We start from the raw sequence: 23,480 nt of genomic DNA on the forward strand, positions 1-23,480 counted from the left end.
GATAGGTCGCGCCACACTGCCAGGCGGCGAGCATGTGCATCACCAGTTCGCGGCTGCGCGGCAGGCAAAGGGCAACCCGATCACCGCTCGCACTCAGCGAACCGTGCAGGCGCTCGCCACGGGCGACCACGGCGCTGGCGAGTTCGGCATAGCTCAGTTGCCCCTGCTGATCCTCCAGGGCGATGGCCTGGGGATTCTCCATGCAGTGTTTGGCAAAAGCGTTCCAGGCGCTCTCTTCCGGTACCGGCAGGCATTCGCCAGACAATTGCGAACGCTGGTCGAGAGGCAGCCAGTCCAATTCGGCAAACGGCACGTCCGGCTGCTCCAGGGCCGCCATGACCAGGGCAATGAACTGCGCCTGGAAGCGCTCGACGCTCTCGCGCCGATACAGCGCCTTGCTGTAACGCCAGCGCCCGACGAACTCGGGCAGGTCATCGATGATCACCAGGTTCAATTCGTGGGCCGCACCACGCTGCTCGCCAATCATGCGCTCGATGTAGCGCTCGAACGGCACGTCACGCTCCTTGTTCAGCGTGAACATGTGCTGGAACACCGGTGCCCGGCCCATTTGCCGCGGCAGATCCAGATGCTTGGCCAGGCGCGCGAAGGGATAGTGACGATGGCGCAAGGTCTGCCGGACAGTGGCCGCCACCTGCTTGGCCCACTCAGCACTGGACAGGTCACGGCGCAAACGGCAGCGCACCGGCAACGGGTTGACCAGATAGCCCGGCAGTTCAGCCTGCTCGCGCTTCAGGCGCCAGCCACTGGGCGTACCGAGAACGAAATCATCCTGCCCGGACAGCACCCCGAGAAATTGCTGGAACAGTGAGAACCAATAGACGTAGGGCGTCACGCCCAGGCGTTTGGCGACCGCACGCAGCCGCTCGCTGTTGTCCGCGCCAAAATGGAACGACAGCTCTGCGCCCTCGAAGCCCTGGGTGCTGCCACGGGCGAAGTCGATGGGCAGGTCCAGCGCCGGCGCTTCGGCCAGTTGCGCCTGCCACCAGGTCAGTTCCTCGGCCTCGATCGCCTCGCTGCGCAGGTACAACGCGCTGCCCCAGTTGCGATAGGCCTCGGGGTCGACATCGGCAAGCACGTCGCCATCGACCAGGGCGAACAGCTCACCGAACAGCACGTCGAACGTGGTCAGGTCGGAAGCGATATGGTGGATGCCCAGCAGCAGCGTATGCTCGACACGGTCGCCCAACTGGTTGCTCAACAGCACCAGTCGGCTGACCTCACCGGCAGCCAGATCGAAGGGTTTGTCGGCCAACTCAATGACACGTTGCTGCACACTGGCGGCATCCGCGTCCTGCCGGATTTCGCATTGCAATGAGGTGGGCTGCGGGCGGCTGTCCCACTGCAGCAACTCGTCATCACGTTCGACATAGGCGCTGCACAGGTGCGGATAACGCTGCTGCACCGTCTGCCAGGCCCGCTCCAGACGATGCGGCAGATCTGCCCAGAGGTACTGCGGCCTGATACGCCCGGCCAGGGCGATGTTGTAGGCGCAACTGCCGGGCTCCATACGCTGCAGGAACCACAGGGCCCGCTCGTTATCGTTGAGCGGGCGCGCCTGGAAATAGTCAGGGTGAAGCGCCAACCAGGGCAGAATTTCCGCACTGCGCACGTGCAGCTCACGCTCCAACTCGGTACTCAGAGCCTCAGGCAAGCCCGTGGAAATCATCAGGCGGCCTTCGCTCGCGGACAGGCGGATACCGCGCAGCCAGCAGTCATGCATCAAGCGATCGAGCATGTGTCGTCCTTCATCGTGCGGATTCGAGGTCAGCCACCCTGGCAGTGGCTTCGAGGATTATTCAGCGTCAGACGGCCGAGGCGGGCTCAGCCATGGCCACCACCACCTTGCGTGCCCCCTGAAAGGTGGAGCGGCCATGGGCGACCAGCATGTTGTCGAGCATCAGCACATCGCCCGCCTGCCAGGGGAAGCTGATCTGGGTGCGCTGCAGGACATCGCGCACATGCTCCAGCGCCTCCAGCTCGATGGGCGAGCCATCACCGTAGAAGACGTTACGCGGCACGCCCTCCTCGCCGACGATCGACACCAGCGTTTCGCGCAGCGCTTCGGGGAGGTTGGAGATGTGGAACAGATGCGCCTGGTTGAACCAGACCCACTCCCCGGTGACCGGGTGCTGCGCGACGGCCTGGCAGACCTGGCGCGTGCGCAGCTCGCCGTCGTCCTTCCACTCGAAGTCGATGTGGTTGAGCCGACAGAAGCGCTCGACCTCGCTGCGATCCTCGGTGCTGAACGCCTGCTGCCAGGAGAGATCCAGACCATTGCCATAGTTGCGCACGTACATCAGGCGCTTGTCGGCGAAACGCTGGCGGATGGCGGGATCGATGCGCTGGTAGACCAGGCGACTGTCGGCGATGGGCGTCTCACCGCCGACCGGCGCGGTCTGGATGCAGTGAAACCAGATTTTCATCGGCCAGTTCAACGAGTAGGACTGCTCGTTGTGCAGCGGAATGACCTGGTGGGCGGGGTATTCGGTCGACGTATACACGCGGCTGTTGAGTTTGGTGCGTGGCGTGGAGGCGTAGTCGTAGGTCAGCAGTTCGTGACCGAAACAGCGGGCGAACTCCTCGAAGTCGTTAGCGTCGCGAAAGGCGAAATCGCGAAAGAGGATGCCACCGGTGGTCTGCAGGTTGCTGTCGGCGGCACGCCGGATCAGCTCTGCGTGATCACGCCAGGAGTCGCCTGGCACAGGGGCCCGCAACACGAAGGGCAGCGGTCCCTCGACACCCGCCTGAACCTCATCGAGTGAATGGTTTGCGCGGTTGAGCAAATCGGTAAGCATCTGCGTTCCTTTGTGCTACTGACGAGGGGCACAAAATTATCGCAAAACCGACTCATTATCAAACAGGAATTAATATTACTTAAACATAAGGTCCTGGGCACTATTTAGCCATCACCTGCGCGGCCGCAGCCGCTTACCCAGGCTGGATGGATCACTTTTCCTGCAGGTTGTAATCGCGCTCGCCAATATGCGACAGCAGCAGGTAGGCCGAGCCGATCATGCCCTGCATGGTGTCGGCAAAACGACTTCGGTTGAAATACAGGAACTGATGGTTCTTCACCGCGAACAGGTTCTGCCACTGCGGCGAACGGCGGAAGGCCTCGGTGCCAGCCTGCGAACCGAGCATTTCCTCATAGGTATCGATGATGAAATCACTGTCGAAGTCGCCAATGCGCTCCAGGCTGTAGGGCACGTTCTGACGCGCCTCCTTGAAGGCCGACACACGCCCCAGGCCGAAGTCGGCGATTACGTCATCCATGCCGGAACGGCCGATCAGCTGGAAACCGTCCGGATACACCTCCAGGGTGGTGACCGTGATACGCCCCGGCTCCTTCACCCGCTTGGCGAATTCGCCGACGATCCATTCGTATTCGTTCAGCAGCTTCTGGTAGCGCTGCTGCTTGCCTACCAGTTCGGCCAGCTCCTTGGCGTAAGTCTTGATGTCGGTCTCGCGCGCCGGCAGCAGCACCACCGGGGCAATGCGGCTGAGGCGCTCTTTCAGGTCCTGGTGATAGGACAGTCCGATGATAAGGTCAGGCTTGAGCGCCGCGATGGCCTCGAGATCGGGTGACTGGTGCGAACCCACATAGCGAATACCGGAGACATCGAAGCGCTGCTGAGCGCCACGGAACAACGCGTCCGAGAACATCTTCTTGCGCCCCGTGGACCCGCACGGGGTTATGCCCAGTTCGAGCAGTTGGGTTGTCAGGCTGAGGTCATGCAGGGAGACCACGCAACGCGGTGCGACGGGTACCTCGACACGGCCGAAACGGTTCTCGAAGACACGGGTTTCGGCGGCGACGGCCTGCATCGAACTCAGGCCCAACAGTACACAGGCTATCAGGGAAAGGGCTTTGAACTTCACCAGCATCTTCGTCATATCCTTAAGTGACCACGCGTCAACGGTTGCGTTGCCGCGCCAGCAAAACCAACAGATAAGGCGCACCGATAATCGCCACCACCAGACCGGCCGGCAGTTGCAACGGCGGCAGCAAGCCGCGCCCCAAAGTGTCACCCAGCAGAACCAGTACGGCCCCGAACAGGGCCGACAGCGGCAATAACGCGCCATGCCGGTCACCGCACAACTGCCGCGCCAGGTGCGGCGCGACCAGACCAACGAAGGTCATCACGCCGATATTGGCCACCGTTGCCGCCGTCAACGTGACGCTGCACAGCAACAGCAAGAGCATTATCACCGGTGCATTCAGGCCGCGACTGAGCGCCACGCTCTCGCCCAGTTGCAGGAGATTGAGCTGGCGATGACAGAACAACAGGGGCGTGCCCGCCACCAGCAGCCAGATCAGCAGGCTCTGCACCTGCGGCCAACCACTGCGATGCAGGCTGCCGCCAAGCCACATCAGCGCCGATTCGACCCGATCGATATTGCCGTAGGTGATCAGCAGATCGGCGACGGCACCGAGCATGGCCGTGAGCCCCACGCCAACCAGAATCAGACGCAGCGGGGCAATGCCGCCGCGCCAGGATAGCGCGACGATAAACAGCGCCACCGCCAGACCGCCGAGCAACGCTGCCAGGGGATAGAGCGACAGCGGCAAGGCCTCCGGCCACAGCACCAGGATCAGCAGCATGGTGACGCTGGCGCCCGCCTCCACCCCGACCAATCCCGGCGCAGCCAGTGGGTTACGCGTCAGTGACTGCATCAACACGCCAGCCAGAGCCATCGCCGCGCCCCCGAGTATCGCCAGCAGGATACGCGGCAGACGCAACTCCCACAGCACGCTGGCCGCCAGCGCCGTCTCATCATCGGCGAACAGGCTCTGCCAGAGCTGAGCCATGCCCGTCGTGTAGCTGCCTACGCTCGCCGCGTACAACGTTAGGCCCATCAGCAACAAGAGCAGCACCAACGCCGCCAGCACATCGATGGGTCGGCCGACCCAGGGCAACCCGGGGCAACGCCTTGGCGTAGTCAGCCAGCGACTCACTTGAGCTTCCTCAGTACCAGCGCGACGAATACCGGGCCGCCAATCAGCGCGGTGACGATGCCGGTATTGAGTTCGTACGGGCTCACGAGGGTGCGCGCCACTATATCGGCCAGCACCAGCAGCAAGCCGCCCAGCAGCGGCGCGGCCAGCATTAGCTGCCGCAGGTCGTGGCCAACCAGCAGCCGCGCCGCATGGGGCACTACCAGCCCGACAAAACCGATGGGGCCAGCCAACGCCACCGCGCAACCGGACAGCAGCACCACGGCCGCCAAACTCAACAGCCGCATCCGCAACAGGTTGACGCCCATGCTGGAGGCCACCTGCGCGCCCAGCCGATAGGCATTCAACGCCCGCACGTTGATCAGGCAAAGCAACATGCCGACGATCAGGTAGGGCCAGAGCCAGCTTGGCAGGTTTGCCCCGCTGATACCCAGCGAGCCGGTCAGCCAGCGACGCAGGCTGTCCAGCCCCTGCTGATCGAGCAACAGCAGAATCGCGGTGATGGCGCCGAACAGCGCGGCCATCATCGCTCCCGAAAGCGTCAGGCGCACCGGATTGGGCGTGCGCCCGGCCAGCAGCATGACGCCGATGGCGGCCACCAGAGCGCCGCTGAAGGCAAACAGGGGAATCATGGTCATGTCATTGCCGGGTAGCACCAGCAAGCCAATCACCACGAACAAGGCCGCACCACTGTTGATGCCGAGGATGCCCGGGTCGGCCAATGGATTGTCGCCCACCGCCTGCATCACCGTGCCGGCCAGCCCCAGGCAGGCGCCCACAACCATCGCCACCCACAGGCGCGGCAGGCGCGAACCGCGGATGACACTGTGATCAGAATTACTCGGGTCATACGCCAGCAGCGCCTGCCAGACATCGCTCCAGGGGATCGACTTGGCCCCCACGGCCAGGTGCAGCGTCGACGCCAGACCGATGCCGATCAAGATCGATAACCAGATCGACCAGCGCCACCCACCCGTCATCGGGCTACCTGGCTGTGGAGTGCGCGAATGCGCGCAGGCGAAGCCGGCACGCACAGAGGATCACCGGAATGTGGATCGATGAGAATATGCGCATCCAGATCGAACACCGCCTTGAGGTTGGCCGCAGTGAAGACCTCGGCGGGCGTGCCCTGGGCGTGCACCTTGCCCTGGCGCAACATCACCAGTTGATCGGCGTAGCGCGCGGCCTGGTTGAGGTCATGCAGAACCGCGACGACAGTGCGTCCCTGGTCACGCAGATCGGCGAGCAATTCGAGCAAGGCGATCTGATGAGCGATGTCGAGAAAGGTGGTGGGCTCGTCGAGCAGGATGACCGGGGTCTCCTGCGCCAGAGTCATGGCAATCCAGCAGCGCTGTAACTGCCCTCCGGACAGGCTGGTCAGGGTGCGGTCCAGCAGCATGCCGACGTCGGCCAGTGCCACGGCGCGGTCGATCGCCTGCTGATCGGCGTCACTCCACTGCTGCCACCAGCTTTGCCAGGGGTAGCGCCCCTGCATGACCAGCTCGCGCACGGTTATCCCGGCAGGCGAAGCGGTGCGTTGCGGCAACAGCGCTATTTGCCTGGCCAGATCACGTCGCGAGAGCTGAACGTGAGGCTTCCCCTGCAGCAGTACGTCGCCGCTGGCCGGGCGTAGCATGCGCGCCAGCACGTTCAGCAACGTGGTCTTGCCACAACCATTGGCCCCGATCAATGCGGTAAAGCAGCCTTCGTGAATGGTCAGACTGATGTCATCGAGCACCTTCAATTCGTCGAATTGAAGATGAAGCCCCATCGCTTTCAACATGCATACACACTCGAATTCGAACCACCGCGCCAGCGCCCTCTTGGCTCAGAGCCAGCGCAGATTGCCGGGCATGCGGGTTCACCGCGAATCTCGTCCAGCTCAGGGCGGACATTGCCTATCGGGCAGCGTCCAGGCCTTGAACATTTATGCGCATTAGCTTGCAGTAATATCTTGGTGATGACAATAACGCGTGAGCTAGTACAAATATTTCTCATTTAGATGTAGAGTTCGCGCGCTATTGCTGACTGCCACGGCGCACTGGCGTGAAGGAACACAGAAAGTCCTCCGCATTGCGCACACATACCAGAAGACCAGAGGATGTACCTTCACCATGCGCCAGGTTACGCACCTAAGCCACGAACGTTTCGCCCGACGCCCAGCCTTCAGCATTACCGCGCTAGCACTGGCCATTGCCAGCCTGGGCTCGGGCAGCCTGCATGCCGCTGAGACCAACCCGGCAGCCACGGCTGCGCCGTTGGAGATTGATGCCATCAACGTTACCGGGCAAAGCGTTGAGCAGCCCACCGAACATGTGGTCGGCTATGTAGCCAAACGCAACATGAGCGCTACCAAGACTGACACGCCGATCACCGAGACGCCGCAGTCGCTGTCGGTGGTGACGAGCGACGAGATCCGCGACCGCCAGGCGGAAACGTTGGCCCAGGCGCTGAGCTACACGCCAGGGTTCACCGCCAGCGCGACCTCGTTCAACCGCACTGCGGACCGCTTCCGCATGCGCGGCTTCTCCGTCGAATCCGCCACCGGCGGCTCGCTGCGCGACGGCCTGCGCCTGCAGAACAACTCCTACGACGGCATTCAGGAACCCTATGGCCTGGAGCGCGTCGAGGTCATTCGCGGCGCTGCCTCGGTGCTCTACGGCCAGCTCTCGCCCGGCGGCATGGTAAATGGCGTCAGCAAGCGCCCAACCGAAACGCCGCTTCATGAGCTGCAACTGCAGACGGGCTCCAATGACCGCAAGCAGCTCGCCGCCGATTTCAGCGGCGCACTGCCCGGTAGCGACACCCTGAGCTATCGCCTGACCCTGCTCAGCCGCAACAGCGACACCCAGCAGGATCATCTCAACGACGACAAGATCTACATCGCCCCGGCGCTAACCTGGCGCCCTGACGAAGACACATCGCTGACCCTGCTGTCCTTCTACCAGAAGACCGATACGCGTTTCCCCGCACCCCTGCCCTATCAGTTGGTCAAAGGTGCGGGTGACGGCACCTTCAAGATCGGCCGCCACGACTTCATCGGCGAGCCGGGCTACGACGACATGAATGGCGAGATGTCGGCCCTGGGGTACGAATTCACCCACCACTTCAACGAACACTTCACGCTTAATCACAAGCTGCGTTACTCCGAGTCCGATGTGAAGTGGAACTACCTGCAAGCTCAGACGTCCGCAGCGGCTATCCGCAATGCCGCCAACACCGGCATCCTTGCACGGCAATACAGTGATCGCCGTGAGCGTGCTCGAACCCTGGGCAGCGACACCAATATCGAATCGAAATGGCAGCTCGGCAGCGTCGAGCACACCGTTCTGGTCGGTTTCGACGGCTATGACACTTCCTACGACTCCCATAACTTCCGAGGCGCAGCCCCCAGCCTGGACCTGAGTCGCTACAACTATGGTCAGCCCGTAGTGGTCAACAAAAACCGCTCCTTAGACCGTGGCTCGCAGCTCGACATGCTGCAAAAAGGTGCCTATTTCCAGGATCAGATCAAGTTCGGCGACAAATGGGTCCTGCAGGTGGGTGGCCGCCACGACTGGGCTGACCAGCAGCAGACAGCGCATCGCAATGGCGCCAAGGCCAGCCAAAGCGACGAAGCCACCACCTGGCGCGCAGGCCTGGTCTACCTGGCGGACAACGGCCTGGCGCCCTACATCAGCTATAGCGAGTCGTTCTTCCCGGTTTCCGTTGCGCAAGTCACCGGCCAGACCTTCACCCCCACCGAAGGCAAACAGTACGAAGTGGGTGTGCGCTATCAGCCCAAGGACAGCAATATGCTGCTCAGCGCAGCCGTCTACGAGCTGACCCAGACCAACGTGCTCAAGCAGGATCCAGCGACCGACGAGTTCCGCCAAACCGGCGAGGAACGCTCCCGCGGTCTGGAGCTGGAAGCCAAGGCGGATATCACCCCGGCACTCAGCGTGATCGCCACCTACGCCTATACCGATGCACGCACCACCAAGAGCGCGATCGCCGCCGAAGTGGGTCAACGTACCGACGAAACGCCCTACCACCAGGCAGCCCTGTGGACCCGCTACGACTTCGTCAACTGGGGCATTCCGAAACTGACCGTGGGCGCCGGCGCTCGCTACATGGGCACAACACAGGCCTCGGGTATGGATTCGGCCATGCCAGCCTATACCCTGTTCGACGCCATGGCGCGCTACCGGATCGACGAACACTGGGACGTGACCGTCAACGCCAACAACCTGACCGACAAGCGCTACGCGCAGTGCAGTTTCTCCACCTGCCTCTACGGTGACGAGCGCACCCTGCTGACCTCGGTGAACTTCAACTGGTGACCCGCCGCTCCGCGCGCCGAGCAAGCCCCTTGCTGCGGCGCGCGGCCTTACCTGCCTGACTGACAGAGGCAGTGGGCGACCCATTCTCCGCTCTGGAGAAACCAGATCCTTGATTAATTCCCACGATGCGTCAGAGAGTTCGTAACGCTTTGCCAACCCGGCATGGCGGCATCCTCGGACGCCCCCACGCTCGGGTTAAAGGTTAGAAATCCACCGACGCCGACAGCTGCAGCGTACGCGGCGTACCCAGGCCACCGGACAATCCGCTGCCGTCGCCGCCGCTGTACGAACCGATCCAGTAGGCACGGTTGGCCACGTTTTCGACATTGGCGCGCAAGGTCACGGGCTTGGACATGACCTTGGTGGTGTAGCGGCCGCCCACGTCAAACACGGTGTAGGACGGCAGTTCCATACGATGGTCGTCGGTGACGTAGCGGCGGCCCACGTAGTTGGTGTTGGCGGTCAGGGTCAGGCCCGGCACCGTTTCCAGGTCGTATTCGGCGCCCAGTTTGGCGATGATCTTAGGTACGCCGGTCACTTGGTTGCCTTCGTTGGATTTGACCAACGCCTTGGTCAGCTCAGCCTGGGTATAGGACGCGCCGCCCATCAGGCGCAGGCCGGGTTGGACTTCACCGAAGAAACTCCATTCCACGCCACGGTTACGCTGCTCGCCGTTGGTGGCGTAGATATTGGTGACAGGGTCGGTGTAGGCGCTGGGTTTTTCAATCTGGAACACGGCCAGGGTGGTGGCGAAGGTGCCCAGGTCGAACTTGGCGCCGGCCTCATACTGCTTGGTCTGGTAAGGGCTGAGGATTTCACCCGAGTTGGCGGCGCTGGTGGGTGCCGTGCCTCCTTGGGACAACCCTTCGATGTAGTTGGCATAGAGCGAAACGTCGTCGGTGACCTTGACCAGCAACGCCGTCGCCGGCGACACCTTGCTGTCGCTGTAGCGGGACGTCTTGACCCGGGCCGGCGTCAGGCCGGCGCTTTCCACGGTCTGGTTGCGCCAGCCTACGGTCCATTGCACGCGGCCATCGAGGAACGACAGGGTGTCGAGGAACGCAAAGCTTCTCAGCTTGGCTTCGCTGCGGGAGGTGACGGCGCCATATTTGCCCAGGGGCGGTGTCGGGCCGAAGTCGAGGTTGTCGTAGTTGGTGACCACATAGTTGGGGATCATCAAGTCCTTGTAGCTCATCTCCGTTTTGTACTGGGTGGCGGCCACAGACCAGGCGTGGCCTACCGGGCCGGTGTCGAACGTGCCCTTGAGGCCGGCTTCACCGGACTTCTGCGTGCCCTGCCCGTCCGAGCGATAAGCCAGCACGTTGATGTCCCCGGTGTTGTTGATCAGCGTGTCACGGGTCATCAGGGCATTGCGGCCACCGTCGCGCTGGCCATAGGCGGCAAAGGCGGTGAGCGAGTCATTCAGGTCGACCTCGCCACGGACCAGCACGGTTTCGGTGTCGTTGATGGTGTAGGCCCAGTCCGGTGCCAGGGAGTGGTTGCCCTTCCTCGGGCTGGGCACTTTATTGACCGCCGGCGAGATGCCGATGCCGAAATAGGTGGCGCCATCCAGGCGCTCACGCTGCTTGTAAGCGTCCAGGGACAGGCGTACGCGCTTAGTGCGCCAGTCCAGGCCCAGGGCGTTGAGTTGCATTTTTTGCTGCTGGTCGTTCACGCTGGTGTCGCCATCGCGGTACACGCCGTTGTAGCGGATACCGAACTGGTTCTGCTCGCCAAAACGTCGACCCACGTCAGCGTGGGCGCCGTACAGCCCCCTGGATTCGTAACTGGTGGTGATCCGCGTCAGCGGTTCGTCGGCGGCGCGCTTGGGCACCATGTTGATGCTGCCGGCGACGCTGCCATCGGGCGGCATGCCGTTGAGCAGTGCGGACGGGCCCTTGAGCACTTCGATGCGCTCGGCCAGTTCGGTCGAACCGCGCAGGTTCGGCGCCATGCCGGCCAGGCCGTTGAAGGTGACGTCGTTGGCGCTGGTGTTGAAGCCGCGGATGAAGAAGGTTTCGAGGATGGAGCGCTTGGACGGCACGTTGACCGACGGGTCAGTGGCACCAATCACCGAGCCGATGTCCTTGGCCTGGTGGTTACGCACGAATTCATCGGTGTAGCTGATGGCGTTGAACGGTGTTTCCATGAAGTCCTTGTTGCCCAGCAGCCCGATACGCCCGCCCGTGGCGACCTGCCCACCCGCGTACGCAGGTGGCAGGTCGTCTGCGGCGAGCCGCTCGCCCACAATGGTGGTTTCCGACAGCACCAGGCGGTTCTTTTCCGCTTCGGGCCGGACCTCGGTGGCCGCCTCCGGTTCAGGCGCCGCCGACACGGCCAGCGAGCCGCCGCTCAAACCGAGCAGCAAGGCCATCTGCACGGCGCAGAACGTGCGGTTCAAGGTAAACGGGAAAGTACGCGGTGTGGCCTGGGATAAATCAGGGTGGGCGCGAGTTGGGCGGCCGTGTTCCGACATGCTGGATTCCTTTCGATGCGAAGTATTGAAGTGCATTCACTAGGATTCCGTACCAGAACCACAAACCCTCAATCTAAATGATAAATATTCGCAAAAAAAGCCGCGACCGGAATGGCAGCGGCTTTGGGTACACGAACGCGTGTCTGGATCAGCCTTTGTAGCCTTGCACCACCTCGTCCGCCATGCGGTTAAGGCAGGTCACACTGGCCGTGCACAGGTACCAGGTCTGGGCGTCGACGAAGATCACGCGGCCGTTGTTCCATGCCTTGGTCTTGCGCAACAGGGGGTTGTCCAGGCTCTTGAGGTCGAGGGCCGGGCGGTGCTCCATCACTGCCGTGCGGTCGATGACGTACAGAATGTCCGGGTCGGCCTGCTGAATGAACTCATTGGAAATCGGCTGGCCATGCAGGCCGGCCTCGATGTCGGGGCTGGCCGGTTTAACGCCCAGGGTGTCGAACACAAAACCGTAGCGTGATTTCACGCCGTAGGAGGTAAAGGCACCGTTGTTATGCAGCACGATCAAGGCCTTCTCGGGGCGACCGGCAGTGACTTGGCGGGTCTGCTCGACCTTGGCATCCATTTCCGCCACTTTCTGGCGGGCCAGTTCCGGCTTGGCGAGGATGCGCCCCAGCAGGGTCATATGGGCCTTGGCGGTCTCGATGAAATTGCCCTTTTTGTTGGTCAGGTCCACGTCGTCGTACACGGTTGGCGCGATCTGGCTGAGCTCCTTATAGCTCTGGGCCTGGAGCGGAGAGATCAGGATCAGGTCGGGCTTGAGCGCATGCAGGCGCTCCAGGTTGGGCTGGATGGTCGTGCCCACATCCGCGACATTCGTGTCGTCACGGTAGCGAGTGAGGAAGCTGGCGACGTAGTCCTTGGCGATGCCGACCACCGGGGCCCCGAGTTGATCCAGGGTGTCGAGCTCGCTCATGTCGAAGGCCACTACCCGCTGGGGCAACTGAGTGACCACGGTGGTGCCCAGCGGATGCTCGATGGTGATCGGCGCGTAGGCCGCCTGCGCCGCGACCGGGGCCTTGGCCTCCGGTGCCGGTTTGTCACACCCCTGCAGCCCGGCCGCCACGGCCATCGTCAGCAGCAGCGCGCGCATTCTGTTCGTGTGATCAGTGCTCATGTCAGTTCCCTTGAAGGTGATGGATTGAAGTAGTTGCAAACGAAGCCTTGTTGGCTGTGCAGAATCTCGAAATCCAGGTCGAACAGCTCGCGCAGGTTGGCCTCGGTCACTACCTGGTCGACCGGGCCGTGACGGTGGATAGCGCCGCCCTTCATCGCCACGATATGGTCGGAATAATTGGCCGCAAAGTTGATGTCATGCACCACCAGGATCACTGTGCGACCTTGCTCATCACACAGGCGGCGCAAGGCGCGCATGATGTGAACAGCGTGCTTCATGTCGAGGTTATTGAGCGGCTCATCCAGCAGCAGGTAATCGGTCTGCTGGGCGATGGTCATTGCCAGGAACGCCATCTGCCGCTGCCCGCCGCTGAGCTCGTCGATGTAGCAAAGGCGCAGCGGTTGCAGTGAAAGAAACTCGATGGCTTCGTCGATCACCACCCGGTCCTGGGCGGTGAGTGCGCCTCGGCTGTAGGGGAAACGCCCGAAGGCCACCAGCTCTTCGACGGTCAGGCGCAGGTTGAAATCCGGCGACTGGCGCAAGGTGGCGACGCGCTTGGCATAGTCACGCACCGGTACGTCGGCGATGTTGCGCCCGCCTATCAGTACATCGCCACGGGTAGGCGTCAACAGACGGGCGATCAACATCAACAAGGTGGATTTGCCCGCTCCATTGGGGCCGATCAATGAGGTCACTTGCCCCGGTGGGAACTGCACGCTGACGTCACTCAGCACCTGCTTGGCGCCATAGGCTTTGTAGACGTGTTGCAGAGAGATCATGCCGTGCCTCGGGTTCGGATCATCAGCGCGAGCAAATACACACCGCACACCAGGTTGATGAGAATGCTCACGGAGGTGTTGTAGTTGAACCATTGCTCCACCAGGTACTGAGCGATGATGAAAATGCCAATGGCAATCGCACAGCCCAGGGGCAAGGTGACCCGGTGCCGCGTGGTGCCGGCCAGGGCGTAGGCGATGTTGGCGACGAACACGCCCATGAACGCGGTCGGCCCCACCAGACTGGTGGACACCGCCACCAGAATGGCGATCAGCGCCAGTTGCAGGTGCACGCTGCGTGGGTAATCGACCCCCAGGGAAATCGCCTTGTCACGTCCCAGGGCCAGGACATCGAGCACCGGCAACGTGCGCTGGGCGATGAAGCACACCGCCGCCGCCAACACGCCCGAATAGATCACCTGCCCCGGTTGCGCCTTGTTGAATGAGGCGTAGTTGAATCCCTGGAAAATCGAGAACTCCCCGGGGCTGATCTTCAACTGGATGAATTGGGTGAAGGTGCCCATCACCATGCTCAACACCAACCCGAGCAGCAACAGCAGGTACACGTTGTGACTGCCGTTGCGCAACAGCCAACGGTGGATGAGCCACGAATAGCCGAGCATCAACAGCACCGATAACAGCACATTGCCGTCACGCCCCAGCAGCAGGCTCTGGGTGCCCAGCAGCAGAATCAGCAACGCCTGGAACAACAGGTAGATCGCCTCGTAGCCCATGATCGCCGGCGTGAGAATGCGGTTGCCGGCGATGGTCTGGAAAATCACCGACGAATACGCAATGCACACGCCGGCGATGCCGATTGCGGCCAGGCGGGTAAGCCGCTTGGGAATGACGTAATCGAAATCCAGGCCCGAGCCCAGCAACAGAAACCCAACGGCCAGCAACAGGACCAGCAGCCAAAGGCCATAACGGGTAGCCATGTGTCTCATGTGTACTTCCGGATCAGCAGCACCAGGAACACCACACCGCCAATGCAACCGGCAGTCAGGCCGATCGGCACTTCGAAGGGGTAGATCAGCAGGCGGCCGAGGATGTCGCAAATCAACAGCAACGAGGCACCGCACAGGGCGACGATGGGCAGCGTGCGCTCCAGGTTTTCACCGTAGTGCAGGGCCACCAGGTTGGGAATCACCAGCCCGACGAAGGGAATCGCGCCCACGGTAATCACTGTGGCGGAGACGGTGACGGCCACCAGCATCAAGCCCAGCGCCGCGTTGGCGGCGTAGTTCAGGCCCAGGCTGCTGGCCATGCCCTCGCCCATGCCCAGTACGGTGAAACGATGGGCATACAGGTAGGTCAGCACGACAATGGGCAGGATCAGGTAGATGATCTCGTAATTGCCCTGCACGATCTTCGAGAAATCGCCGAGCATCCAACCCTGCATGCTCTGCAGGATGTTGTGGCGGTAGGCGTAGAACTCGGCGACGGCGCTCAGCACGCTGCCGTACATCAGGCCGATCACCGGCACCATCACGGTGTTCTTGAACTGGATGCGCCGGATGATCGCGACATAGATCAGGCTGGCGGCAAAGCAAAAGGCCAGGGCGAACAGCATTCTGCCGGCGGCCCCGGCGCCCGGCGCGACCGTCAGGGAAATCAGGATGCCCAGCTTGGCGGCATCCAACCCACCGCTGGTACCGGGCTCGACGAAGCGGTTACGCACGATCTGCTGCAGGATCACCCCGCACACGGCCAACCCGACCCCGGTGAGGATCAGCGCGGCCAGGCGTGGCAGCCGGCTGGCGGTGAGGGTCAGCCAGGCGTCGTCGGAAAAGCTCAGCAGCTCGACCCACGACACCTGCTTGACCCCCACCATCAGCGACAGGCCGCACAGCACGACAAACAGGACGACTACTGCTGTACGACTCAAGAAGCGTCCTCACCCGCGATCCGCCAGCCTTTTGCCGCCCTGCGCTGGGCAAGAAAGTGGGCATACAGCCCGGGTTGGGCGCTCAATTGGGCATGGGAACCTTGCTCGCTGAGCCGGCCTTGATCGAGCACCAGGATCTGGTCGGCCATGACCACGGTCGACAGCTGGTGGGCGATAACGATCAGCGTGCGTTTGCCACGCAGCCGCGCCAGCGCTTCGGCGATGGCGGCCTGGTTTTCGGCATCAAGGGCCGCGGTGGCTTCGTCGACCAGCAGGATCGGCGCATCCTTGATCAGCGCACGGGCGATGGAGATCCGTTGGCGTTCGCCACCGGACAAGCGTGCCCCGCCCTCGCCCACCGGTGTGTCCAGGCCCTGGGGCAGTCGCTCGATGATTTCCAGCACGCCGGCTTGTCGCGCCGCGTCCATCACTTCGGCATCGCTGGCCGCTGGTTTGCCGATACGGATGTTGTCGGCAATGCTGCCCTGGAACAGGTAGGCATCCTGGAAAATCTGGCTGATCTGGCCGGCCAGTTGCTCACCGGACATCTGGCGCACGTCCACGCCGCCGACGCTCACGTGGCCCTGGGTCACATCGAAGAAGCGTGCGATCAAGCGCACCAATGTGGTCTTGCCCGAGCCGGAAGCGCCCACCAGTGCGGTCATGCTGCCCGGTTCGATGCGCAGGCTGACCTCGCGCAGCACGTCGGGCTGGCCCTCGGCATAGGCGAAACTGACGTTGCGCAGTTCGACGCTGCTATCGACAGGCGCCTCGGGGGCCTGTGGCTGCGGCAGCGGCTTGACTGCAAAAATCTCGCGCACCGCGCCCAACTGGCCACGGGCACCGCGCAACACTTCGCTGTAGCCGGCCACTTCCAGCAGCGGGTCGATAAAGCGGCTGACCAGCAATAGCGTAATCATCACGGCGATGACCGAGCCTGCTTCCAGGCCGGCGCCCAGCAGGTCGCCCAGCCACAGGGTGGCAGCCACCAGCAGCGCAGCAAAACCGGCCTGCACCGCCCACGCATTGAACACCACCGACATCGCCGATACGTGGATCAGATGCCTGGCAGCCTGCTGCTGGCGACCGATGGCCTGTTCGAGGAACCGGGTACCGCCGTCCTCGCCATTGAAGGCACGCAGTACCGACTGCGCCTGGGCGAACTCGACCATGCGCTGACTGGTCAGGGCGGCGTTGTGCTGGAAGTCGTGGTCGGCTCGCTGCCCCAACCGCGCCGTCAACACGAACACGCCCAGCAGCACCGGCAGGGTCGCCAGGGCCACCAGGCCCATTGGCCAGTGCAGGATGAACAGCGCGATGAGAATCACCACCGGCGTGACCACACCGGTCAACAGTGGTGTGAACACGTGTGCGGGCAATTGCGCCATTTCCATCATGCCCGAGGTCGCCAGGTGGCTGAGCCGCGCCGTGTTGTGCGCGCTGAACCAGCCGACGGGCAACTGCGCCACATGGTCGCCAAGGCGGTGGCGCCCGCGCTGGAGCACGGCGATGCCGACGCGGATGCCGGCTTTTTCGACGCTGCGTCGCAGTGCCCAGCACACCACCACACCGATGACCAGCGCGATCAGCCACTGCGCGGCGGCGCGGGTATCCCCCGCCAACAAGTGGGTGAGGATCGGCACCAGCATGACAATCGTCACCCCGCAGAGCAGGCCATAGACCAGCGCCATCGCCAGGTAGCGGCGCAGCACCGAAGCGTCTTCGCCGAGCAGTTGAATAAAGGTTTTCAGCATGACGACACCGCCTGTTCCTTGGCTTGTTCATAACCGCCCAACGCCCACAGCCTGGCGTAGCGACCTTTGCGCGCGAGCAACTCGGCGTGGGTGCCTTGCTCGCAGAGGGTGCCGTTGTCGATCAGGATGATCTGGTCGGCGTGCATCACCGTGTCGAGCCGGTGAGCGATCACCATGAGCGTGCGCCCCTGGGCGAATCGCGACAGGGCTTGTTGCAGCTTGACCTCATTCTCGGCATCGGCTGCCGCCGTGGCTTCATCCAGTACCAGCACGGGTGGGTCGAGCAACACGGCGCGGGCGATGCTGACGCGCTGCAACTCACCGCCGGAAAGCTGTGCATCTTCACCGATCACCGAGTCATAGCCCCGTGGCAGGTCCAGGATGCGTTCGTGGATGTTCGCAATACGCGCGGCGGCCTCGATTTCCTGCTGGCTGGCCGAGGGACGGCCCAGGGCGATGTTGTCGCGCAGGCTGGCGTGAATCAGGCGTACTTCCTGCAAAACGAAACCGATGCGCCGGTACAACTGGGTGCTCTCGATGTGGCGCAGGTCGACACCTCCCAGGGTGATACGCCCTTCGGTAGGGTCGAAAAAACGCAGCAGCAGGCGCGCCAGGGTCGACTTGCCGGAACCGGATGCGCCGACGATGGCGGTCACGGTGCCGGGCTTGAGGGTGAAGTTCAGGTCCTGGAGCACCGGGGCGTCGTCGTTATAGTGGTAGCTCAGGTGTTCGACGCGAATTTCAGCGTTTGCCGGCAGTGGTGCTGACGCGCCTGGCAGGGTTTCGAGCACCGGGGTTTGCAGCAGGGTCTGCACGCGCTGGGCGGCGGCGGTCGCGTTGTTCAGGTCGTGGGTGATATAGCTCAGCAGCAACAGCGGCGCGCAGATGCCTGGAGCGACCAGCGCAAACGGCAGGATGTCCACCGGAGCCAGCCAGCCCTGGCTCACCCCCAACGTACCGGACGCCAGCACCACACCGAGTACCGCCACGGGCGTGATCATGGCGTGGGCGTTGGCCATTGCACTGACCAGTGGCCGGGTGAAGTCGGTAAACGCAGCGGCAAAAGCATCCACCGCACTCAGGTAACTGCCATGGGCCTTGCCCTCGGCGCCAAATGCCTTGACCACGGGAATGCCGTTGACGAACTCGATCACGGCATTGTTGATGCGCATCATGCCGGCGCCGAACGCTTGCATGTTCGCGCCACTGGCCTTGGTGGCGCGGGTGAAAAACAGGAAAAACAGCGGGAATGGCAGCAGCGAGACAATCGCCATGCGCCAGTCCATGGCAAACAGGTAGAGGATGGCGATGATCACTGCCCCAAGCGTACGGCCGAGGGTGGTGAAAAAATGCGCCGTCAAGCTGTGCAAGGTGCCGATGTCATCCTGCATCGCCTGCTTGACCTCACCCGAAGCACGACGGGTGAACCAGCCCAGCGGCACCCTGGCCAACCGGCGGGTGATGGCCTGGCGCAGGTGGCCGGTGATGTGGTTGTCGGCCAGGTGCGCGACCATCTCCCCCAGCGAAATCAAGGTCATGCCCAGGAACAGGCAGGCCAGGCTGACGCCGACTACTTGCCAGACCGGGCCTTGCAGCTGGACCCAACTGGCTGCGTCACCCATGGCCAGTCGCGCAATGTGGGCGATGCCGGCCAGGGGCACCAGGGTCAGCATGGTCCCAAGGGCGGCCAGTACCGCGGCAAGTATCAGCCGCCCACGAATGGGGCGTAATACCTGGGATACCGAACCGATGGGTGTGTCTTTAACGCTCATGAGCTCTCCTGAATAACCACTGCCGGCCACCGTGTGGCGTACCTGGCGTCCTTTTGCGTTCGAGCGTTTTGCATCGTGCCTACCGTGTATTTCGAACGACGCGACGAAACCCTCAATGGCGCTGCGGATTTAATTGTTCACAGCCCGGCCGTCGATGCGAAGGGATGGCAGGCCCGCAGGCCCGCCGCGATGTATTTTTCGACAGAGGACACCGACACGTTCAATTCGGCAGCGATGTCCCGATGGCCCATGCCATGCAGCTTGCACAGCAACAGTGCTTCGCGGGCCTTGGGCGGTTTGGCCTGCAGCGCGTCATCGATTTGCACCAGCGCCTCGGCGGCCAGCGCCCGCTCCTCTTCGGACGGCACCAGCGGTTCGGCCTGCTGCATCAGGGATTCCAGGTGGCGGGCTTCGCGGTGACGGCGACGATAGAGGTCAATCACCATGCCTTTGGCGATCTGGGTCAAATGGCAGCGCGAGTCTTCGATCGAAGGCACGCGGCCCTTCTTGATGAGGTTGAGATAGATATCGTGGGCCAGATCCGCAGCATCCAACGAATTGCCCAGCTTGCGCCGCAGCAGGCTGCACAACCAGCGGTGATGGTCGATGTACAGCTTTTCGAATTGCCGTTTGGACGCAAACGCTCCGTTGTTCACAACACCTCTCCTGAGACGAATCCACCCGCGATCAGATTTTGACTAATGCGAATATGTATGATTATTATTTGCGATCATACGGTGTTCATAAAGCCCCTGCAACGCACCGGATTGCACGTCCTCTGACGCCCGGGTTCCCAGGCGTTACACCAGACCGAGGATGGGTCTGTCGGCACTTGGTGCCATCTCTACTTCTGACTGTTCAGTTTGATAAGGCGGGAAACTTCCATGATGGAACTCACTCCAGATACGTTTTCAAAACGATCTGCCACTGATTACGAAGCGCATATCTGGCTCTTGCAGCAGCAATATCCCGAACGCATTTCAAAGCACCTGAGTGCGTGGAAACTCGACGCAAATGTCGACCCCGCAAGGCTGGAGTCGGCACTCCAGGCGGTGATCGAATCAATCCCCGAGCTCAATGCCCGCTATCAGTTCAACGATGACGGCGAAGTCGACAAGGTCCAGGCGCGCGACTGGCAAGCGTGCATCGAGCGCATTCAAGTGACCGGTGACGCCGGCCACTACCTGCTCTCCGAACAAGCCGCGCCGTGGGACGCCGAACACCAGCCGCCATTCAAGGCGCTGATTATGCAAACGCCGGATGCGCCCATCCTGGCGCTGGTCCTGCACCCGATTCTGGACCAGACCTGCCAGGCGAACGACCTGTACCGCAAGATCATGCACACCACTGATACGCCACTGCCGTGGCTGCACCGCCAGGCGGACATCGGCGAGAACGCCGCCCAAACCGAAACACCTGAAGTCGCGGCCGTTATCCTCGCCGAGTTCCGCGAAGCCCTGGCGGAACCGGGCATGCTGGCGACGGATGACTTTTTCGACTTTGGCGGCCACTCACTGCTGGCCACCCGCATCATCGGCAAGCTGTCGAGCAGCCACGGCATCGAAGTCCAGTTCAACGATTTCTTCAGCGCACCCTCGGCAACCGCCTTGGCGGCACGCGCCCGGGTCATCGCGAAAAACGCTGCACCAACGACCGCCATCGGCTTGTCGCAAGATGTACAAAAAGCGCCGTTCGCACTGGCCCAGGCGTCCCTGGGACGCGCTTACGCCGCCTTCGAATTCGGCACGATCTTCAACCTGCCGTTTGCCATGGAGTTTCTCGACCCGGTGGATGAAGCGCTGTTCGAGCAGGCATTCCATGACCTGCTTGAGCGCCATGCCAGCCTGCGCAGCACCTTCCACTTCGAGCGTGGCGAGGCATACCAGCAAATCGTGCCGACCTCGCAGCTAGGGCAGTTCAAGTGGTTCTGGCCCAGCCGCGAAAGCCAGGGTGCCACCCTGCAAAGCGAAGCCACCTATCAGTTCGATCTGACCCGCGAGCTGCCCCTGCGGGTGCGCTTCATTCAGGACACTCAACATCAACGGCAAACCTTGTCGCTGCTCGTCCATCACATGGCCATTGATGAATGGTCGCTCAACGTGATGATGGAAGAACTGGCCCAGGCCTACCTGGCCCGAGCGGCCGACAAAGCGCCCGTCTGGAAAAGCCCGGCACCGTCCTTTCATGAATTCGCCGTGCGCCAGCAAGCCGCCGGGATCAACCAGAAGCACCTCGACTACTGGACCGGCATGCTGCGCGATGCCACCCGTGGCCTGACGCTGCCCTCCTCCGAGGCACCGCCGGCACAGGTATCGACCAGGGCCCAGTGGTTCGAGATCAAGCCCACCCAAGGCACGACCGACCACCTGTACGCCTTCGCCCGGCAGAACAACGCGTCACTGTTCGGCGTGGTCTATTCGGCAATCGTGCTCTCCCTGCACAAGCTCGGCGATTTGAAAGACCTGGTCGTGGGCACCTCGGCTTCCGGTCGCACAGATCCGGCGTATTACGACACGGTTGGCTACTTCACCACCATGGTCGCGCACCGCGTGCAATTCGATCCTCGGCAAGCCGTCGGCGCCCTGATTGAAAACGTCAGTCGCCTGATCAACGACTCGATGGCCTACGCCGATGTGCCGATGGAGCAGATTCAACAGGCCCTGGGCATGACCCCGGCGGATGGACTGCTGTTCGACGTGTACATCCAGATTCACGCCAACAACGCCTTGAACGGCGCCCTGCGCACACCGGATAACGGCGCGATCCGCTACCGCCAGATTGACCCGGAAAAGACCCAGTCGATGTTCGGTATTCAGTTCGAGATCATGGAAAACACGCTGGGCGGCAAGCGCGCATTGCGCCTGGTGGTGACCTACCGTTCGGACCGTTACAGTGCACAACAGATGGCGCGCATGAGCGCCACGATTGAGCAGATGTTCGCGCTGTTTGCGACACCTGGCGCCGATACCCTCACCCTGGACCACATCCGCGTCTGACCTTCAACAGGGCCTTGGTAACACCAAGGCCCTGTCGTTCACGCACTACACCTCATGCATGCCATAACGCTGGAACGACGAGCGTTTGGGCAGGCGGTAGTGCGGGCGGCCGAGCAGTTGATTGGCAATGCTCGCGTTACGAATCGCGGCAACGCCCAGGTCCGGCGAGCCCACGCCATGCTGGAAGATCTCGGCGTTCTGCACAAAGATACGCCCTGCCCCGTCATCACAGCGACGCGCAGTGAAGTCATCCTCCACAAGACAGTCACCGTGCTCATCGGTCTCCAGTACCGTCCCCTTAAGCCGCTCGAACCACTGCGGCCAGGCATGCCCGTAGCCCGTCGCGGCCACGATCGCGTCGGCCTCCAGGCTGCCGGCCTGGTCCAGCTCACGGTGCCGATAGGCAATACGCAGCGTACCGGCGACGTCCTCGACCGTCTCGACTTCACAATTCGACAGCAACGTCAGGCCAGGGTCACTGCCGCCGATGGAGCGCTCATAGATCAAGTCGTAGATAGCGGCGATCGTGGAAAAACTGATGCCTTTGTACAACAGGCCCTGCTTGGCCACGACCTCGCGACGGCGCTCGCGCGGGAGGCTGTGGAAGTACTCCATGTAGGACGGCGTAAAGCACTCCTGCCCCAGCTTGGAGTATTCCATGGGGTGGAAACCGGCTGAACGGGTGATCCAGCGGATCGAGGCGCCTGCGGCGATTCGCTCAGGGGTCAGCTCGTTGAACAACGCGAGCACGCACTCGGCGGCGCTCTGGCCGGAGCCAATCACGGTGACACGCCGACATTCCGACAACTGTGCCTGGCGCTTGCCAAACTCTGCCGAATGCAGGATCGGTGCCGCGCTTTTCACCTGAGCCCATTGCGGCAATATCGGCGTAGTGCCGATGCCTACCGCCAGGTTTCGACTGGAATAGCAGCGTTTGAAGCCTGACACGGACTGGCTTTCAATCAGGAACTTGCCGGCTCCCGCGTCGTAAGTCACATCACAGATATCCTCGCCGAAGTGGCACGTCGGCAACTGCTGCGAAGCCCAACGGCAATAGTGGTCGTACTCGCGGCGCGGCACCTGGAAGTTCTCGTAGTAATAGAACTGGTACAGGCGATCGTGCTGGTGCAGGTAATTCAGGTAGCTCAGCTCGTGGGTCGGGTCGGCCATCGTCACCAGGTCCGCCAGAAACGGCACCTGCAACGTGGTGCCCGGCAAGAGCAACCCTTCATGCCAGCGAAATTCGGCTTTGCGATCCAGGAAAAGACTGGTCACCTCGCAATGTTTGGACAATAAAGCGGCCAACCCGAGGTTAAAGGGCCCGATGCCAACACCGGCGATATCTACAGTGGTTAAATCCGTCATCCAATCTGTCTCCCTGGGTAG

At 62.4% G+C, this 23,480-nt stretch carries 17 protein-coding genes; 2 read left to right on the forward strand and 15 right to left on the reverse strand.

The window, feature by feature from the left end:
- From BFP90_RS16210 to BFP90_RS16235, 6 genes are all read right to left on the reverse strand, one after another.
- Positions 1-1,756: condensation domain-containing protein (locus tag BFP90_RS16210; RefSeq protein WP_141688969.1), on the reverse strand; the 1,756-nt coding region annotated here is incomplete at its 3' end.
- A gap of 67 nt (positions 1,757-1,823) precedes the next feature.
- Positions 1,824-2,816 carry a TauD/TfdA family dioxygenase gene (locus BFP90_RS16215; protein ID WP_130138465.1) on the reverse strand — a complete coding sequence of 331 codons (993 nt, stop codon included), beginning with the start codon at positions 2,814-2,816 and terminating at the stop codon, positions 1,824-1,826.
- A 151-nt stretch (positions 2,817-2,967) separates the two neighbouring features.
- Entirely contained in the window at positions 2,968-3,906 is a 939-nt protein-coding gene (locus tag BFP90_RS16220; protein ID WP_163003348.1) for an ABC transporter substrate-binding protein, read from the reverse strand.
- A gap of 28 nt (positions 3,907-3,934) precedes the next feature.
- Positions 3,935-4,978, reverse strand: coding sequence for a FecCD family ABC transporter permease (locus BFP90_RS16225; RefSeq protein ID WP_065891673.1), 1,044 nt, complete (start codon positions 4,976-4,978; stop codon positions 3,935-3,937).
- The gene (locus BFP90_RS16230; protein WP_065891674.1) at positions 4,975-5,958 is read right to left on the reverse strand and encodes a FecCD family ABC transporter permease; all 984 of its coding nucleotides are present in this window, start codon (positions 5,956-5,958) and stop codon (positions 4,975-4,977) included. Before BFP90_RS16230 ends, BFP90_RS16225 begins: the two co-directional genes overlap by 4 nt.
- On the reverse strand, positions 5,955-6,761 hold the full coding sequence (locus BFP90_RS16235) for an ABC transporter ATP-binding protein (protein ID WP_065888169.1): 807 nt from the start codon (positions 6,759-6,761) through the stop codon (positions 5,955-5,957). The genes BFP90_RS16230 and BFP90_RS16235 overlap by 4 nt, the downstream gene beginning before the upstream one ends.
- Positions 6,762-7,092: 331 nt before the next feature.
- Between BFP90_RS16235 and BFP90_RS16240 the strand changes: the two genes are divergently transcribed.
- Entirely contained in the window at positions 7,093-9,300 is a 2,208-nt protein-coding gene (locus BFP90_RS16240; RefSeq protein ID WP_240996949.1) for a TonB-dependent siderophore receptor, read from the forward strand.
- Between the two features lie 202 nt (positions 9,301-9,502).
- Here BFP90_RS16240 and BFP90_RS16245 read toward each other — a convergent pair whose 3' ends face one another.
- The 8 genes from BFP90_RS16245 to BFP90_RS16280 form a co-directional block, all read right to left on the reverse strand.
- Positions 9,503-11,776 (reverse strand): TonB-dependent receptor, encoded by a 2,274-nt coding sequence (locus BFP90_RS16245; protein ID WP_065897373.1) that lies wholly within the window; start codon positions 11,774-11,776, stop codon positions 9,503-9,505.
- Between the two features lie 148 nt (positions 11,777-11,924).
- Positions 11,925-12,908 (reverse strand): siderophore ABC transporter substrate-binding protein, encoded by a 984-nt coding sequence (locus BFP90_RS16250; RefSeq protein WP_065897375.1) that lies wholly within the window; start codon positions 12,906-12,908, stop codon positions 11,925-11,927.
- Positions 12,905-13,687: an iron ABC transporter ATP-binding protein gene (locus BFP90_RS16255; protein WP_065897377.1), complete on the reverse strand. Its 783-nt coding sequence runs from the start codon at positions 13,685-13,687 to the stop codon at positions 12,905-12,907. Before BFP90_RS16255 ends, BFP90_RS16250 begins: the two co-directional genes overlap by 4 nt.
- Positions 13,684-14,631, reverse strand: a complete 948-nt coding sequence (locus BFP90_RS16260) for an iron chelate uptake ABC transporter family permease subunit (RefSeq protein ID WP_065897379.1) — start codon at positions 14,629-14,631, stop codon at positions 13,684-13,686. Before BFP90_RS16260 ends, BFP90_RS16255 begins: the two co-directional genes overlap by 4 nt.
- The gene (locus BFP90_RS16265; protein ID WP_083203258.1) at positions 14,628-15,572 is read right to left on the reverse strand and encodes an ABC transporter permease; all 945 of its coding nucleotides are present in this window, start codon (positions 15,570-15,572) and stop codon (positions 14,628-14,630) included. Before BFP90_RS16265 ends, BFP90_RS16260 begins: the two co-directional genes overlap by 4 nt.
- Entirely contained in the window at positions 15,569-17,326 is a 1,758-nt protein-coding gene (locus BFP90_RS16270; RefSeq protein WP_065891680.1) for an ABC transporter ATP-binding protein, read from the reverse strand. Before BFP90_RS16270 ends, BFP90_RS16265 begins: the two co-directional genes overlap by 4 nt.
- Positions 17,320-19,098 carry an ABC transporter ATP-binding protein gene (locus BFP90_RS16275; RefSeq protein WP_065897381.1) on the reverse strand — a complete coding sequence of 593 codons (1,779 nt, stop codon included), beginning with the start codon at positions 19,096-19,098 and terminating at the stop codon, positions 17,320-17,322. Before BFP90_RS16275 ends, BFP90_RS16270 begins: the two co-directional genes overlap by 7 nt.
- A 137-nt stretch (positions 19,099-19,235) precedes the next feature.
- Complete coding sequence (locus BFP90_RS16280; RefSeq protein WP_065888161.1) at positions 19,236-19,754, reverse strand: sigma-70 family RNA polymerase sigma factor; 519 nt, start codon at positions 19,752-19,754, stop codon at positions 19,236-19,238.
- A 228-nt stretch (positions 19,755-19,982) separates the two neighbouring features.
- Here BFP90_RS16280 and BFP90_RS16285 point away from each other — a divergent pair, with 228 nt between their 5' ends.
- Positions 19,983-22,094: a condensation domain-containing protein gene (locus BFP90_RS16285; RefSeq protein WP_065897385.1), complete on the forward strand. Its 2,112-nt coding sequence runs from the start codon at positions 19,983-19,985 to the stop codon at positions 22,092-22,094.
- A 45-nt stretch (positions 22,095-22,139) separates the two neighbouring features.
- Here BFP90_RS16285 and basC read toward each other — a convergent pair whose 3' ends face one another.
- Positions 22,140-23,459 carry a putative histamine N-monooxygenase gene (basC, locus tag BFP90_RS16290; protein WP_065897387.1) on the reverse strand — a complete coding sequence of 440 codons (1,320 nt, stop codon included), beginning with the start codon at positions 23,457-23,459 and terminating at the stop codon, positions 22,140-22,142.
- Positions 23,460-23,480: the final 21 nt, after the last annotated feature.

Source organism: Pseudomonas sp. 24 E 13 (assembly GCF_900004715.1).
GTDB lineage: Bacteria > Pseudomonadota > Gammaproteobacteria > Pseudomonadales > Pseudomonadaceae > Aquipseudomonas > Aquipseudomonas orientalis_A.

Coding starts and splice junctions, on each gene's coding strand:
- BFP90_RS16215 (WP_130138465.1), bottom strand. CDS start 2,816: ATGCTTACCGATTTGCTCAACCGCGCAAACCATTCACTCGATGAGGTT.
- BFP90_RS16220 (WP_163003348.1), bottom strand. CDS start 3,906: ATGCTGGTGAAGTTCAAAGCCCTTTCCCTGATAGCCTGTGTACTGTTG.
- BFP90_RS16270 (WP_065891680.1), bottom strand. CDS start 17,326: ATGCTGAAAACCTTTATTCAACTGCTCGGCGAAGACGCTTCGGTGCTG.
- BFP90_RS16230 (WP_065891674.1), bottom strand. CDS start 5,958: ATGACGGGTGGGTGGCGCTGGTCGATCTGGTTATCGATCTTGATCGGC.
- BFP90_RS16235 (WP_065888169.1), bottom strand. CDS start 6,761: ATGTTGAAAGCGATGGGGCTTCATCTTCAATTCGACGAATTGAAGGTG.
- BFP90_RS16245 (WP_065897373.1), bottom strand. CDS start 11,776: ATGTCGGAACACGGCCGCCCAACTCGCGCCCACCCTGATTTATCCCAG.
- BFP90_RS16275 (WP_065897381.1), bottom strand. CDS start 19,098: ATGAGCGTTAAAGACACACCCATCGGTTCGGTATCCCAGGTATTACGC.
- BFP90_RS16260 (WP_065897379.1), bottom strand. CDS start 14,631: ATGAGACACATGGCTACCCGTTATGGCCTTTGGCTGCTGGTCCTGTTG.
- basC (WP_065897387.1), bottom strand. CDS start 23,459: ATGACGGATTTAACCACTGTAGATATCGCCGGTGTTGGCATCGGGCCC.
- BFP90_RS16285 (WP_065897385.1), top strand. CDS start 19,983: ATGATGGAACTCACTCCAGATACGTTTTCAAAACGATCTGCCACTGAT.
- BFP90_RS16255 (WP_065897377.1), bottom strand. CDS start 13,687: ATGATCTCTCTGCAACACGTCTACAAAGCCTATGGCGCCAAGCAGGTG.
- BFP90_RS16240 (WP_240996949.1), top strand. CDS start 7,093: ATGCGCCAGGTTACGCACCTAAGCCACGAACGTTTCGCCCGACGCCCA.
- BFP90_RS16250 (WP_065897375.1), bottom strand. CDS start 12,908: ATGAGCACTGATCACACGAACAGAATGCGCGCGCTGCTGCTGACGATG.